This window comes from Rhodococcus sp. PAE-6 (assembly GCF_025290685.1).
Lineage (GTDB): Bacteria > Actinomycetota > Actinomycetes > Mycobacteriales > Mycobacteriaceae > Rhodococcus > Rhodococcus pyridinivorans.
In genome coordinates this window covers 1-14,586 of sequence record NZ_JAOCLZ010000003.1, presented here as the reverse complement: position 1 = coordinate 14,586, position 14,586 = coordinate 1, and the positions used below count along the sequence as shown (strand labels likewise).

Sequence of the window (14,586 nt, the reverse complement as noted above, 5' to 3'; positions counted from 1 at the left end):
CCGAGGAGTACCCCGGTCCGCCGCCTGCCGAAACGGGTCGGCGATTACGCCCGGACCCGCATCGCGCAGCCCCACCCGGACGTACTCTCGGGAAATGGGACGGTCGAAAATGCTCGGAATCCCGGCCGCTGCGGCGGCCGCTGTCGGTGCCTACGATCTTGTGCAGAAGCGCCATTCACTGCTACGCAACTTCCCGATTCTCGGGCACGGTCGCTATCTGCTGGAGTCGCTGGGACCCGAACTGCGGCAGTACATCACGACGAACAACAATGAGGAACGGCCGTTCAACCGCGATCAGCGCCGGTGGATATACGCTTCGTCGAAGAACGTCACCAACACCTTCGGATTCGGCAGCGACAACGACATCGAGTACACCGACGGGTACACGATCATCAAGCACCGCACGTTCTCGGACCTGCCGCCGTCGAGTGCCCCTCACGGGGGCGACAAGGTGTCGCTCCCGTCCGCGAAGGTGCTCGGCGCTGCCCGGGGACGTACCCGTGCCTTCCGTCCCGAGTCGTTCGTCAACATCTCGGCGATGAGCTTCGGTTCGCTGTCCGGTGCCGCCGTGGAAGCACTCAACCGGGGTGCCGGGACGGCCGGATGCCTGCAGAACACCGGTGAAGGCGGCCTGACGACGTACCACCGCAACGGCGGAGAATTGATCTTCCAGATCGGCACCGGCTATTTCGGGTGCCGCGACGAGGACGGACACTTCGACCTCGCACGACTGAAGCGGGTCGTCGAATCGGCACCCGTGCGTGCCCTGGAGATCAAACTCAGCCAAGGCGCCAAGCCCGGACTGGGCGGATTGCTACCCGGAGCCAAGGTCACCCCGGAGATCGCCGAGGTCCGTGGAATCCCCGTCGGCAAGGACTGCGTGAGCCCGTCGCGCCACACGGAGTTCCACGACATCGACAGCCTGCTCGACTGGGTCGAACTGCTCGCAGCCGAAACGGGACTTCCCGTGGGGATCAAGTCCGCCGTGGGCGACACGACCTTCTGGGACGAACTCATACGCCAGATGAGCGAGACCGACCGCGGAGTCGACTTCGTCACCATCGACGGCGGCGAAGGTGGAACCGGCGCTGCACCATTGGTGTTCGCCGACGCCGTATCGCTTCCGTTCCGCAGCGGCTTCGCGCGGGTCTACGCGACATTCGCCGAAGCCGGCTTGACCGACGACGTCACCTTCATCGGTGCCGGCAAACTCGGCCTGCCCGACAACGCGGTGGTGGCGATGGCGCTCGGATGCGACATGGTCAACGTCGCCCGCGAACCGATGTTCTCGATCGGATGCATCCAGGCGCAGAAATGCCATACCGACCGGTGCCCCACCGGCGTGGCGACGCAGAACCGTTGGCTCACCCGAGGACTCGACGTCCCGACCAAGGCCGACCGCGTCGCCGACTACATCGAAGCCCTCCGCCGCGACGTGTTCAAGATCGCGCAGGCGACGGGTGTGGCGCATCCCGGCCTCATCACTGTCGACGACATCGAGATCGCCGACGGCAATCGACGCGCCGTCACCCTGCGGGAGCTGTACGGCTACCGAGACGGGTGGGGACTGCCGTCGCAGGCGGTCCGGGAGGAGATCACGCGTCTGATGACCGTGGAAGCGGTGACGACACCAGGTGGGGCCGAGAGGTCGACGGCTACGTCGTAGTCGTGCGCGCGTGCGTCGGCGGTACGGACCGAACGACCCACCGACCGGAACCGGTCTGGCAATCTGCACGACACCGCCGACACACAGAGGTCGGCGGAACCGTGTGGATCTGCAGCACAATCGGTCTCGGTGGAGCATGCGTCATCACCCTCTACCGGTCCGGAACCATCTCGAGAATGTCACAGCCGTTCGTCGAACCTCGGCATCCGTACCTTCGGATGCCCCAGGGAGGGTGACTACCAATTTCTTCCCGAGGAATGGTTGCCTGAACAAATCACCGGGTGACAGTGTCGAGTTGGTGCAGCGTGGAGTAATGCAGGGGCGGAACAGAACTCGTTCCATGCGAACGCGATGAGAGGGGCCGAGGCCACATGTCGGCACCCGTCGCGATCCCCATCGACACGCAGTACCGAATCCTGCTCCGACGACGCTTCCTCGACCAGGACACCGTCGATCGTGCCGTGGTTGCGGCGCAGGACCGGACCGGCGACATGCATGCCCAGCCAGGTCCCGACCAGATTGACCTGCAGGACATGCTCGAACTCGGCGCGGTCCTGCTCCTCGATGGTGCCGGCCGCCAGAATCCCGGCGTTGTTGATCAAGGCACGAAGTGGACCGACCGATTCGGCGATGTCGAGTGCGCGGAGCCAGTCCTGTTCGTCGGTCACGTCCAGATGGACGTACTTCGCCTTGCCGCCGAGATCGGCTGTGGTCTTGACTCCTTTGTCGTCGAGGACGCCTGCGATCACCACGCTTGCGCCGGTGTCGGCGAGTTGCGCGGCAATGGCGGCGCCGATACCGCGGCTACCGCCATGGTCCACCACCTCAGCAATTCGAACATACTATCGAGTAGGCGATTCGTTGTCGGGCGCAACCGTCGGCCCAGATCTGGCGTGCACTTCGTCAGGGCGTCGCAGAGTGGTTGCTCAGGATTGGCCGTTCGTCTGCTCGATAGCCTGCTCTGATGACGACCAGCCCCAAGCGATGGTTCCTCACCTCACGCTGGTGTCAAGTCGATGCTGCCGGAACCGCCAGCCTGTGTGGAGAGTCCCTTCCGGCTCAGTGGTCACGCCCAGGCGATCACGTGATCAGCCCAGACCTCGAGAAGACCATGGTGGTGGCTGATGGCGAGAACGCCGAGGCCACTGCGGGTTTCCTCGGTGATGACCGTGGTCAGCGCCGCAGTGGTGGCCGGGTCGAGCATCGCGGTCATCTCGTCGCAGATCAGGTAGCGCGGCCGCTGGACGAGAGCGCGCGCAAGGCAGGCGCGTTGGAGTTGCCCGTCGGACACCTCATGGGGACGACGGTCGAGGAGATCGCCGGTCAGCCCGACTCGCTGTGCAGCAGCGTGGACGGTGTCGGCGCGACCGCGGCGGGTGCGGAGTGGTTCGGCGATGATCCGGCATAGGGTCCACCGTGCGGTGACGGCCTGTCGGGGTGACTGGAACAGCATCGCGACCGTGCCAGGTACAGCTACGGACAGCGGCTTGTCGTCGAGGGTGATGTGGCCGTGTTGCGGGGTGTGCAGTCCGGCCAGGACGCGCGCGAGGGTGGTTTTGCCGCTGCCGGATGCTCCGATGAGTCCTGTGATGCTGCCGGCGGGAATGGTCAGGCTGACGTTGGTGAGCACAGGCTCGCCCCCGTGATGACCGGCGGTGATGCGGTGGGCCTGCAGACTCACGAGACGGCCCCGATCAGGCGACGCACGGACCGGTCACCATGTTGTGCGATGTAGGTGGGGCCGCCGGAGAATCCGGGTGCGGGTCGGCGTCGGTGGTAGACGCACTCGTTCGGCAGGTCGGTCAGGGTCGGGGGCATGCCGGGGATCGGGTGCAGTCCGCCGCTCGGTAGCGCGGCGAGCAGGTCGCGGGTGCAGGGGTGCCAGGGATCGACGAACACCGCTGCGGTGGGGCCGGTTTCGACGATGCGGGAGGCGTACATGACGGCGATGCGGTCGGTGTGGGCCGGGAGGGTATCGAGGTCGTGACTGATGAGCAGGACCGCGGCCCCCGCGTCTGCGGCCGCCCGGAGGAGCTGCAGGGTGTGCTCGGTCAGGTCCGGATCGAGATTCGAGGTGGGTTCGTCGGCGACGATCACCTGCGGGTCACCCGCGAGGGCGAAGGCGATCGCAGCGCGTTGGGCCATGCCTCCCGATAGTTCGTGCGGGTAGAGGCCGGCGACCGCGGGCTCGAGGCCGACCCGGGTCAACAGCGCGACGGGGGTGTGCGTCGAGCGTAGGTGCCGGCACGTTTCCGCGAGCTGGTCGCCGACGCTGCGGACCGGGGTGAGGTAGGTAGCGGCGGACTGCGGGATCCACGCGATCCGGCGGCCGCGGACCTTCCGCCAGGTGCGCGCCCCGGCTCCCTCCAGGTGGACGTCGACGCTGCCAGGATGGTAGAGGGTGATGCCGCCGTGGACGGTCGCTGCCCTCGGCAGCAGCCCGCAGATCGCGGCACCGACGACGGATTTTCCGCAGCCGGATTCGCCGACCAGGGCGTGCACCTGCCCGGCGGTCAGGGTGAGGTCGACATCGGTGGCGGCGTGCACGGTTCCGGCGGCGGTCGGGATACGGACGGTGAGCCCGTCGAGGGTCAGCGCGGGGGTGGTCATCGGATAGCCCTTTCCGGCAGTGGCGGGGTGATGCGGTCACGCACGGCGGCGCCGACGACCGCGACGGCGAGAGTGGTGACGACCAGTGCGGCCGCGGGGAACAGAAGGGTCCACCAGGCACCGGTCAGCACGGCGGCGCGGGCGTCCTGCAGCAGCGTCCCGAGCGACGCCTGGTCCGGAGGCAACCCGAGGCCGAGGAACGAGAGCGTGGACTCGTGCCAGATCGCGTGCGGGAGCAGCAGAATCACCGCGACGATCCCCTGCCCCGCGGCGGCCGGGACGAGATGGGTAATGGCGATCCGGGTGCGGGTCGCGCCGGACAGGCGCGCGGCCTCGAGGTAGGTGGCCGAACGCGCGGCGCGGACCTCGGCGCGCGCGATGCGCGCTACCTGCGTCCAGTGGGTGAGCGCGATCGACGCGACGATCGCGACCAGATTGCCGGGATAGAGCGCGACGACAACGATCCCGAGGAGCAGGTGCGGCAGCGCGTTGATCCCGTCGACCAGCCGCATCACGATCCGGTCGACCCAGCCGCCGAGTGCGCCGGCGGCGACACCGACCGCCACCCCCAAGACTGCGGAGGCGACCGCGCAGACCGCGGCGATCACCAGGGACACCCGCAGCCCGGCGGCGGTGCGGACGAACAGGTCCCGGCCGGCAAGGTCGGTGCCGAACCAGTGCGAGCCGGAAGGCGGTTGGTAGGCGGCTGCGAAGTCGGTCAATCCTGGGTTTGTCCCGGTCAGCATCGGGACGACCAGCGCGTACACCGCGATCACGGTGAGAACAACGATCGCCCCGATCAGGCTGTGGGGGCGGCGCAGGAGGCTACGCATCGTCGGCCACCTGCGGGTCGAGAAACGCGTGTGCGAGGTCGGCGAGCAGCGACCCGGCCAGCACCAACCACGTGGTGCCGATCGTCAGTGCCGCGAGCAGCGGGAAGTCCAGTTCGCGGGCGGCGGTGACGAGACTGCCGGCGAGCCCGGGCCAGGAAAAGATCTCCTCGACGATCGCCGCTCCGACGAGCAGCTCGGGCAACCGCAGCCCGATGACGGTGGTGAACGGCCCGAGCGCGGCGGGCAGCAGATGACGGCCGACCACGACCCGTTCGGGCAAGCCCCGGGCGCGAGCGCCGAGGACGGCGTCGGATTCGGCAGCGCTGCGCACGGATTGACGCAACGAGTGCACCAGCCACGGCAGCAGCGACAGGGTCAGCCCCGCCACCGGCAGGACCAGATGCCGGGCGACCTGCGCGGCGGTGGGGTCGGCGCCGGGATCGGTCAGCCCTGCCACCGGCAACCACCGCAGGGATACCGCGAAGACGGTCACCGCGCCGAGGGACAGCACGAACGGGGGCACGGCCTGCACCACCGTCGTGGTGGCCGCGATGGCGCGGTCGAGCCGGCTTTGGGGGCGCAGGCCCGCCCACATCCCTGCGACCAGCGCGATCACGATGGCGGCAGCAAGTGCGGTGCCGGACAGCAGCAGTGTCCACGGGCCGCGCTCGGCCAGCACGGTGGTGACCGGTTGGGCGTAGCTGCGCGAGGACCCGAGGTCGCCGGTGACAGCATGGCCGATCCAGCTCGCCCACTGCTGCCACCACGAGGCGTCGAGTCCGAGTTCGGTTGCCACACGCTGTTTGTCGGCCGTCGACATCGTCAGATAACGGTCCCCGAGATAGCCGACGAGCGGATCGAACGGAGAGCCTGCAGCCAGGGCGAACAGCACGAGCGAGACCGCTGCGGTCAGCGGGATCGCGAACAGCGCACGCCGGATGCTCATCCGAACAATCCCCCGGCCACGGCGACGACGAACGCAGGGTGTCGTGGACTCTGGGGCGGCTGATACCGGCCGGGTGACGGTGGTGGTCATGGCCGCGTCCATTCGCGCAGGTTCCACCACGGCCCCCACGAGGCACCGTGACTGTGCGGCTCCAGAATCGGGGTGCTACCTGTGTACTCGGTGTCCCTGGAGACATAGGTGTGGTCGAGGAACACGAGCATCACATAGCCGGGATCGGCGACATACGCCGACTGGACGCTGCGGTACTGCGCGGCGCGCTCGTCGGGGTCGGTGGTACGGCGCGCCGCATCGAGAGCGGCGTCCACGACCGGGTTCACATAACCGGAGGCGTTGTCGTAGGGCGAGCCGACACCGGGCCGGGCGTAGCTCGAGTGCAGCGTGCTGTAGATCTGCGGATCCGGGTCGTAGGGCAGGTCACCGCCCCCGAGCAGACCCGCCTCGACCGGCAGCCGATCGGGCAGGCTCGCGCGGTCGACCGGCTGCACGCTCACCCGCACCCCGATGCGGTCGGCATCGGCGGCGAACGCCTGCGCCAGGTCGCGGCGCAAGGTGTCCTCGGGGAAGTACATGACCGTGAACTCCGCACGGACCCCGGCCTTCTCACGCACTCCGTCGGCGGATCGGATCCAGCCGGCGGCGTCGAGGATCTGCTCGGCGGCGGCGGGGTCGAACTCGAATGCCGCGGTCGGCTCGTACGCCGCGCCGTACACCTCGGGCAGCGGCGTCGACGCGGGACGCCCGTAACCGGCCAGCACGTGGTCGACGATCGCCTGCCGGTCCACCGCCCGGTTCAGCGCGGCGCGGATCGCCGGGTCCGCGGTGACCGGATTGCCGGCGGGCAGACTCACCCCGCGCCAGTCGGCGGAGGTGTTCGACGCCACCTCGAACCCCGGCCGCTCGGTGAATGTCGCGGCCAGCCGAGGCGGCAGGTTCGCGCCGTCGACCTCCCCCGCGACCAGCCGTTGGGCGCGCGCATTGTCGTCCGGGACGTGCACCACCGTCAGGTGCTCGATCTGCGGTGCACCGTCCCAGTAGTCCTCGTTCGCCTCGAACACCGCCTGGTCCGGGCGCAGCGATACCAACGTGTAGGGGCCGGTGCCCACCGGATCGGTGTTCAACGGCGACTCCACCGCTGGGCCGCCGGACAGTCGCTCGGCCGGTGCGATACCAAGCAGCAGCTTCGTCGGGAACGCGGCGTAGGGGTACTTCAGGTCGAAGCGGACCCGGTGCGGGTCCTCCGCGGTGACAGCTTCGATCATGTCCATCGACGTCGCCAACGGCGATGCCGATGCGGGGTCGAGGATCGCCCCATAGGTCGCCGCTATATCGGTCGCGTCGAACGCGGTGCCGTCGGTGAAGGTGACTCCCTGCCGCACCGTCACCGTCCACACCAGCCCGTCGTCGCTCACCGTCGGCATCTCCGCAGCCAGTGCCGGCTCGAAACCAGGCATGGCCTCTCCCCCGATCAACCGCAGCAGCCCGTCGTAGATCTTCGACTCCCCCGCCTCACCGTGACCGGCGACCGGGTTGTAGCCCCCGAGTTCGTAGCCGTCCGCGAGAATCACTGCGCCCACGCGGGGTGGAGGCGAGCCGGGTGTCGAGGCACAGGCCGTCGCCGTGGCGACGATCGTCAGGACAGCGGCTACCAGCCGGCTCCGGGGACGTGGGCGCACATGCGGTCCTTCCTGTCGGGGCGCCGTCGTGCGGCACCTGAACGGCATCGAAGCTTGCTCAAACTAGGTTCTGGCTTCTTCACGAATCCGATATCTGCTTGCTCGCAACTGTTCATCTGCACAGGTGCGCAGGTGAATCTGCAGGATGTGCTCGCGTCCATCGTGTGTCGGGTCGACGGGCGAGAACGTGATTCGAGGGACGAAAACCCTCGCCTGCGTTGAGAAGCGGGACGAAGCGAACGGCCACATTCTTCATCGTTGCCGGATGCGGTCAAGATAGCAGAAACTCGGATGCGAAAAGCTGCCCGGATCAGTATGTTTCGTCATTGTTTCGATCTGCTTACTTCTGAACGATAGGGGCATCTGAACTTGCTTCATTCACCTTCGGGAGACAATGATCACTGGCATGCAACACCGATCTGGTGTTGGTCTTCGTCATCCCCGTAGCAGAGGAGCTGTGCTGTGCACTTGACCCCCAAGGAAGAGGACCGGCTTCTCCTTTTCCTCGCCGCGGAGCTGGCACGACGCCACAAGGACAAGGGCCTCAAACTCAGCTACCCCGAAGCCCGAGCACTGATCGCCGACGAGGTCGTCGAAGCCGCCCGCGCCGGCGCCACCGTCGCCGAAGCAGCCCACGTAGGTGCCCACTTGCTCACCGAAGACGACCTTCTCCCCGGCGTCGCCACCCTCGTAGGCACCGTCCAGGTAGAAGGATTCTTCGATGACGGACAGAAACTCGTTACCATCCACGACCCCATACGCCCGGGAAACAACACCACCTCCACCGAACCCGAGGTGAACCCCGGCGAGATACTCGTCGAAGACGGTGACATCGAACTGAACCGCAACCGGCGAAGCACGACGCTGACCGTGGTCAACACCGGTGATCGCCCCGTCCAGGTGGGTTCACACTTCCACTTCTTCGAGGTCAACCGCGCTCTGCTGTTCGATCGGCGCACAGCCTACGGAATGCACCTCGACATCGCGTCGGGCACAGCAGTCCGATTCGAGCCCGGCGAGGAACGGTCAATCCAGCTGACCACCTTCGGTGGGACGCGAGAACTGTACGGGCTCAACGACATGACCAACGAAACACTGCGTGAACAACCGTCCCGAGAACTCCTGGACGCTCTGGACCGCGCCGGCTTCCGTCGGTCCACTCCCGCCTGACAACCACGCGAAGGGAAAAGCCAGTGTCTATTCGCGTATCGCGACGCCACTACGCAGAACTTTTCGGTCCCACCACCGGAGACCGAGTCAGACTCGCCGACACCGAACTCCTCGCCCGCGTCGAAGCAGACGACACCGTCTACGGCGACGAATCCGTCTTCGGCGGCGGCAAAACCATGCGCGAAGGGATGGCGGTCCACAACTCCATCACCAACGCCGACGGCGCCCTCGACTTCGTCATCACCAACGCATTGCTCATCGACCCGGTCCTAGGCATCCGCAAGACGGACATCGGCGTCAAGAACGGGCGCATCGCCGCGATCGGCAAGTCCGGCAACCCACGACTGATGGACGGCGTCCACCCCGACCTCATCATCGGTGCCGGCACCGATGTCCGCTCGGGCGAAGGAATGATCGTCACCCCCGGCGCAATCGACGTGCACGTCCACTTCGACAGCGTCGGCTTGATCGAAGAAGCCATCTCCAGCGGAATCACCACCATGATCGGCGGCGGCCTGGGACCCGTCACCGTCGGCATCACCAGTTCCGGCCCTACAAACTTGGCTCGAATGCTCAGAGCCGTAGAACAATTCCCCCTGAACTTCGGATTCCTCGCCAACGGCAGCGCCGCCCACGTCGCCCCACTGATCGAACAAGGCCTCGCGGGCGCCATCGGATACAAGATCCATGAGGACTGGGGTGCAACACCGGCCGCTATCCGAGCCTCACTCGATGCGGGCGACGAACTGGGTCTGCAGGTACAGATTCACTCCGACACCCTCAACGAAGCCGGATTCTTCGAAGACACCATGCGTGCCATCGCCGGTCGCAACATCCACACCTACCACGCCGAAGGCGCCGGCGGTGGACACGCCCCCGACATCATGCAAGTAGTCGGCGAATCCTACTGCCTCCCTTCCTCGACGAACCCGACAAACCCGTACACGATCAACACTTTCGACGAACACCTCGACATGGTGATGGTCTGCCACCACCTCAATCCCCGGATCCCTGAGGACGTCGCGTTCGCGGAATCCCGCATCCGGCGCGAAACCATTGCAGCCGAGGACGTCCTGCACGATCTCGGTGCAATCTCGGCCATGGGATCAGACTCGCAGGGTATGGGCCGCATCGGGGAAACCATCGCCCGCACCTGGCAACTCGCATCCCATATGCGCGCCACCCGCGGAGCTCTTCCCGAGGACGCCGGAACCGGTGCAGACAACCACCGCATCCTCCGCTACCTCGCCAAACTCACCATCAATCCGGCCCGGATGTTCGGAATCGACCACGAAGTGGGATCACTCGAACCAGGCAAACTCGCCGATTTCGTGCTGTGGGAACCCAAGTTCTTCGGCATCCGCCCCGAGGTCGTCTTCAAGGGCGGGTTCCCCACCTGGTCGGTCATGGGAGAAGCAAACGCCTCACTCATGACCTGCGAACCCCTCAAGTACCGACCCCAATGGGCAGCATTCGGCAAGACCCCCTCCGATGTATCCGTCAACTTCGTCGCCGGCGCCGCAATCGAGGGAGGACTCGCGGACCGCCTCGAGCTGGCAACACCCCTCATCCCGTGTACAGACGCCCGGTCGAGAACCAAGAGCGACCTCCTTCACAACGATTACTGCCCCGACATCCGGATCGACCCCGACACCTACCGGGTCGAAGTGGACGGCGAGCTCTGCACCAGCACACCCATGACGTCCGTTCCACTCGGACGCAGATACACGATCAAGTAGGAGACGGACATGACCGAAGCAATCCGTATCGGTATCGGCGGACCCGTCGGCTCCGGCAAGACCCGGCTCCTCGAGCGGCTGCTACCGAAGTTCCGGGCGGCAGGCATCGACATCGCGGTTATCACCAACGACCTCATGACCGACGAGGACGCACAGCGCGTGCGCCGCAGCGGACTGATCGATCCCCAGCGCGTTCTCGCAGTCGAGACCGGCGCCTGCCCGCACACGGCGATCAGGGAGGATCCGTCGGCGAACCTCACAGCAGTCGCGCACCTCGAGCACTCGTTCCCCGAACTCCAGGTCGTCCTGATCGAATCGGGTGGGGACAATCTGGCCGCAACCTTCACCTCCGATCTCGTCGACTACTGGATCTTCGTCATCGACACCGCCGCCGGCGACGACATCCCGCGCAAGAAGGGCATCGGAATGCTCCAGGCGGACCTTCTGGTGATCAACAAGATCGACCTCGCCCCGCTCGTGGGCGCTGATCTCGACCGAATGCGCTCGGACGTCGCGCACGCTCGCCCCGGTAAGCCCTCCGTCTTCACCGACCTCGGCTCCGGCACGGGCCTCGATGAACTGTTCGAACTCATCGTGCGAGGCGCGATGCTGGAAAACATGGCATCGGCGCCATGAGCGCCCCAACCGCCGAGACCGGCACGGAAAGCCTGCTCGAATGCACACTCGTGCGAGGCCGTACGGGGAAAACCCAGATAGCCTCGCTGCGTCAGCAGTTCCCGCAGCGCATCACCGTGCCGATGTACGCGGACCCGCACAACCCATCAGCGGCGTTCCTCTGCATTCAGAACCCCACCGGAGGGATCTTCCCCGGAGACAACCTCATCACGCGATTTACCACCGGCGACAACACATGGCTCTACCTCACCTACCAGTCGGCCACACAAGTCTTCGCCGGGCAAACGGGAGCGTCGCAAACAACGATATTGGACATCGGCACCGGCTCCGTCGTCGAGCATAGTTCGAAAACAATTATCCCTCATGATGGTTCGGAGTATCGGCAGCACAACGTCATCAGCATTTCCGACACCTCCGTGTACATTGGCTGGGAAGCGTTCGCTTCTGGCCGCATCGGCCACGGCGAACGATTCTCTTACCGCAAACTCAGTACCCAGATCGACATCTACCACCGCGGTCGACTCAAGGCACGAGACACCATTCACCTCGCCCCCACTGAGACCGATCCGCAAGCACCCGGCGTACTCGGTGGACACGACTATGTGGCGTCGATGCTCGTCCTCACACCCGGCCACGATCTCTCCGACCTTGCCAGGGACGTTCGCGCCACACTGGACGCGACTCCACACCTCACCGGTGCAACAAGCGCGCTTCCCGACGACCTCGGAATATCCATCCGACTACTCACCGATCGCGCTCCCCTCCTGCACCAAGTTCACCAGGAACTCTGGACCACCGTCCGACGCGCTGTTCTCCAACTCGGACCTCTCACTCCAAGGATGTGACATGGAAGCAACAACGATCCTCGGAGACGCCACCGACCCCCAGTACGCACATCGACAGATCGACACCGTCCGCATCCCATGGGGTGACGCACGTAAACACCGCCAAGTGCTGACAACCCTCGCCGGACACGAATTGACCGTCAATCTCCCACGAGGCACCTTCCTGTCCGAAGGTGCAGTGATCGCCGACGACGGAACAACCATCGTCGTCGTCACTCGCCCACCAGAGGACGCCGTCGTCATGGATTTCGCGGACAATGTTGGCGTCGACGCAATACGGAGAGCATTGGTCTTCGGCTACATCCTGGGCAACCAGCACGCCCCCCTGGAAGTCTCTGCCGAGCAACTCCGCACCCCCCTCATGACCAGCGCGCACGCTGCCGAGCAGATGCTGCGCGACTTGCACCTGAACGCCCGAGTCGACGCGGTCGCCCTGGCCGCACACGGCTGGACCAATACCTCAGCCGACCACCACCACACCCACGGCACGAGCCACCCACACGGGCACGGCCATGGCCACTGAACCGCTGCTCGCCGAGCTGGCCTGGCTGCAACTCCACGACAGCGCATTCCCCTCAGGCCGCTTCGTCCACTCCAACGGTCTCGAGGCGTGGCTGGCGGCTCATCCCGACGCCAAGGAAACACAGATACGTGCTGTGGCCCGGGCCTACATCAACGGGAGTGTGGCGACCCTCGATGCTGTCGTCCTGGGCCATGCGTGGGCCGCCGACTCCACAGAGACCCTGTGCGAACTCGACCACCTACACCGGGCCTACAAGATCACCCACGCAGCACGCACCTCATCCGAATCCTGCGGACGACAACTCGCCACAGTTGCACGGCGAACGCTGACCGTGGTCACCGACATCGAGTACCTCGAACTCGTGATCGCAGGGCACACCCCCGGAAACCAAGCCGTCGTCGAGGGCGTCGTACAACAAGCACTCGGCATCGAACGCAGCCGCGCCATCGCCGGCGCCATCCGCTCGAGCTATGCAGGTCTACTCTCCGCCGCTGTGCGCCTCGGTCGCATCGGCCCGATGCGGGCGCAACAGCTCATCTTCGACGACACCTCATGGATTGCAGATCTCACGCGCACAGCCGAATGCGCACCGCTGAGGACGATGACCTCGTTCGTACCGGAACTGGACATCGCCGCGATGCGACACGAGACCGCCACGGCACGACTGTTCAGCACCTAGCCCCTCTCCCATTTCCACGATCCGGCCTCAACGACGCGGACCAGATCCTTTTGTTGTGACGCGCCCGAAAGGTCCCCTCATGTCAACATTCAAACGTCCACTTCTTACATCAGCTACCGCCATCACCATGGCCGTGCTCATGACAGCCTGCGGAAGTAAGGCCAACGACCCCAGCACCAGTGCCTCAGCATCGTGCGTCGACACCTCCGGCGACACTGTCAAGGTCGGCGCCATCAATTCACTGTCCGGCGCGACCGCCATCAACGAAACCGTCATTCGAGATGCCATCACCCTCGCGGTCGAACAAATCAACACCGACGGCGGAGTTCTCGGCAAGCAACTCCAGCTCATCGCCGAAGACGGCGCATCCGAACCCACCGTATTCGCCGAGAAGGCCGAAAAGCTCATCGGATCGGACTGTGTCGCAGCCGTCTTCGGCGGCTACACCTCCGCAAGCCGCAAGGCCATGCTGCCCGTCTTCGAGGACAACAACGCCCTGCTCTATTACGGCCAGCAATACGAAGGTCTCGAGTCGTCGTCGAACATCTTCTACACCGGCGCGACCACCAACCAGCAGATCGTGCCGGCCCTGGACTACCTGAAGGAGCAGGGCGTGAAGTCGCTCTACCTCGTCGGTAGCGACTACGTCTTCCCGCAGACCGCCAACCGCATCGTCAAGGCGTACGCCGAGGCCAACGGCATCGAGATCAAGGGCGAGGACTACACCCCGCTCGGCTCCACCGACTTCTCCACCATCGTCAACAAGATCCGCACCGCAGACGCCGACGCAGTCTTCAATGTGGTGGTCGGCGACTCACTGGTCGCGTTCTTCCGCGAATTCGCCAATGTCGGCCTCACCAGCGCCGACATGCCCGTCATCTCCATGTGCGTAGGAGAAGAGGAAGTCCGCAGCATCGGTGCCCAAAACCTCGAAGGACACCTTGCCTCCTGGAACTACTACCAGACGATCGAAAGCCCCGAAAACAGAAACTTCGTCGCCGAATTCAAATCCCGATTCGGCGACACCCGAGTGACCTCCGATCCGATGGAGTCCGCCTACACCGGCGTCTACCTCTGGAAAGCAATGGTCGAAAAAGCCGGATCCTTCGACGTCGGTGCAGTTCAAGACGCAGCCGACGGCGTCTCCATCACCACCCCCGAAGGAGCGGTCACGATCGATGGCGACAACCACCACATCACCAAGACCGCTCGCGTCGGTGAGATCCGCGGCGACGGCCTGATCTA

14 protein-coding genes are annotated in these 14,586 nt (G+C 65.5%); 8 read left to right on the top strand and 6 right to left on the bottom strand.

What is annotated here, in order from left to right; translation table 11 throughout:
- The first annotated feature begins 94 nt into the window (after nucleotides 1–94).
- Nucleotides 95–1,666 (top strand): FMN-binding glutamate synthase family protein, encoded by a 1,572-nt coding sequence (locus tag NVV99_RS07905; protein WP_024102399.1) that lies wholly within the window; start codon nucleotides 95–97, stop codon nucleotides 1,664–1,666.
- Between the two features lie 236 nt (nucleotides 1,667–1,902).
- Here the strand turns inward: NVV99_RS07905 and NVV99_RS07900 are convergent, their stop codons facing one another.
- The 6 genes from NVV99_RS07900 to NVV99_RS07875 form a co-directional block, all read right to left on the bottom strand.
- On the bottom strand, nucleotides 1,903–2,490 hold the full coding sequence (locus tag NVV99_RS07900; RefSeq protein WP_024102400.1) for an SDR family NAD(P)-dependent oxidoreductase: 588 nt from the start codon (nucleotides 2,488–2,490) through the stop codon (nucleotides 1,903–1,905).
- 242 nt (nucleotides 2,491–2,732) lie between these two features.
- Entirely contained in the window at nucleotides 2,733–3,347 is a 615-nt protein-coding gene (locus NVV99_RS07895; protein WP_041803492.1) for an ABC transporter ATP-binding protein, read from the bottom strand.
- Nucleotides 3,344–4,276 carry an ABC transporter ATP-binding protein gene (locus tag NVV99_RS07890; protein WP_024102401.1) on the bottom strand — a complete coding sequence of 311 codons (933 nt, stop codon included), beginning with the start codon at nucleotides 4,274–4,276 and terminating at the stop codon, nucleotides 3,344–3,346. The genes NVV99_RS07895 and NVV99_RS07890 overlap by 4 nt, the downstream gene beginning before the upstream one ends.
- Complete coding sequence (locus NVV99_RS07885) at nucleotides 4,273–5,109, bottom strand: ABC transporter permease (protein ID WP_024102402.1); 837 nt, start codon at nucleotides 5,107–5,109, stop codon at nucleotides 4,273–4,275. The genes NVV99_RS07890 and NVV99_RS07885 overlap by 4 nt, the downstream gene beginning before the upstream one ends.
- Entirely contained in the window at nucleotides 5,102–6,055 is a 954-nt protein-coding gene (locus NVV99_RS07880) for an ABC transporter permease (protein ID WP_024102403.1), read from the bottom strand. The genes NVV99_RS07885 and NVV99_RS07880 overlap by 8 nt, the downstream gene beginning before the upstream one ends.
- An 86-nt stretch (nucleotides 6,056–6,141) precedes the next feature.
- On the bottom strand, nucleotides 6,142–7,650 hold the full coding sequence (locus NVV99_RS07875; protein WP_242411650.1) for an ABC transporter substrate-binding protein: 1,509 nt from the start codon (nucleotides 7,648–7,650) through the stop codon (nucleotides 6,142–6,144).
- A 561-nt stretch (nucleotides 7,651–8,211) separates the two neighbouring features.
- Between NVV99_RS07875 and NVV99_RS07870 the strand changes: the two genes are divergently transcribed.
- The 7 genes from NVV99_RS07870 to urtA form a co-directional block, all read left to right on the top strand.
- The gene (locus NVV99_RS07870; RefSeq protein WP_024102405.1) at nucleotides 8,212–8,919 is read left to right on the top strand and encodes an urease subunit beta; all 708 of its coding nucleotides are present in this window, start codon (nucleotides 8,212–8,214) and stop codon (nucleotides 8,917–8,919) included.
- A 23-nt stretch (nucleotides 8,920–8,942) separates the two neighbouring features.
- Nucleotides 8,943–10,658, top strand: coding sequence for an urease subunit alpha (gene ureC / locus NVV99_RS07865; protein WP_024102406.1), 1,716 nt, complete (start codon nucleotides 8,943–8,945; stop codon nucleotides 10,656–10,658).
- Between the two features lie 9 nt (nucleotides 10,659–10,667).
- Nucleotides 10,668–11,294, top strand: coding sequence for an urease accessory protein UreG (gene ureG / locus NVV99_RS07860; protein ID WP_024102407.1), 627 nt, complete (start codon nucleotides 10,668–10,670; stop codon nucleotides 11,292–11,294).
- Complete coding sequence (locus NVV99_RS07855) at nucleotides 11,291–12,139, top strand: urease accessory protein UreD (protein ID WP_024102408.1); 849 nt, start codon at nucleotides 11,291–11,293, stop codon at nucleotides 12,137–12,139. The genes ureG and NVV99_RS07855 overlap by 4 nt, the downstream gene beginning before the upstream one ends.
- Nucleotide 12,140: 1 nt before the next feature.
- Nucleotides 12,141–12,662 (top strand): urease accessory protein UreE, encoded by a 522-nt coding sequence (locus tag NVV99_RS07850; RefSeq protein ID WP_024102409.1) that lies wholly within the window; start codon nucleotides 12,141–12,143, stop codon nucleotides 12,660–12,662.
- On the top strand, nucleotides 12,652–13,341 hold the full coding sequence (locus tag NVV99_RS07845) for an urease accessory protein UreF (RefSeq protein ID WP_024102410.1): 690 nt from the start codon (nucleotides 12,652–12,654) through the stop codon (nucleotides 13,339–13,341). The genes NVV99_RS07850 and NVV99_RS07845 overlap by 11 nt, the downstream gene beginning before the upstream one ends.
- A 79-nt stretch (nucleotides 13,342–13,420) precedes the next feature.
- On the top strand, nucleotides 13,421–14,586 hold a 1,166-nt coding region (gene urtA, locus NVV99_RS07840; protein WP_260782799.1), incomplete at its 3' end, for an urea ABC transporter substrate-binding protein.

Excerpts from the sequence above, each read along its gene's own strand:
- NVV99_RS07905 (WP_024102399.1), top strand. The coding sequence starts at position 95 with ATGGGACGGTCGAAAATGCTCGGAATCCCGGCCGCTGCGGCGGCCGCT.
- NVV99_RS07890 (WP_024102401.1), bottom strand. The coding sequence starts at position 4,276 with ATGACCACCCCCGCGCTGACCCTCGACGGGCTCACCGTCCGTATCCCG.
- NVV99_RS07885 (WP_024102402.1), bottom strand. The coding sequence starts at position 5,109 with ATGCGTAGCCTCCTGCGCCGCCCCCACAGCCTGATCGGGGCGATCGTT.
- NVV99_RS07880 (WP_024102403.1), bottom strand. The coding sequence starts at position 6,055 with ATGAGCATCCGGCGTGCGCTGTTCGCGATCCCGCTGACCGCAGCGGTC.
- ureG (WP_024102407.1), top strand. The coding sequence starts at position 10,668 with ATGACCGAAGCAATCCGTATCGGTATCGGCGGACCCGTCGGCTCCGGC.
- NVV99_RS07855 (WP_024102408.1), top strand. The coding sequence starts at position 11,291 with ATGAGCGCCCCAACCGCCGAGACCGGCACGGAAAGCCTGCTCGAATGC.
- NVV99_RS07850 (WP_024102409.1), top strand. The coding sequence starts at position 12,141 with ATGGAAGCAACAACGATCCTCGGAGACGCCACCGACCCCCAGTACGCA.
- NVV99_RS07845 (WP_024102410.1), top strand. The coding sequence starts at position 12,652 with ATGGCCACTGAACCGCTGCTCGCCGAGCTGGCCTGGCTGCAACTCCAC.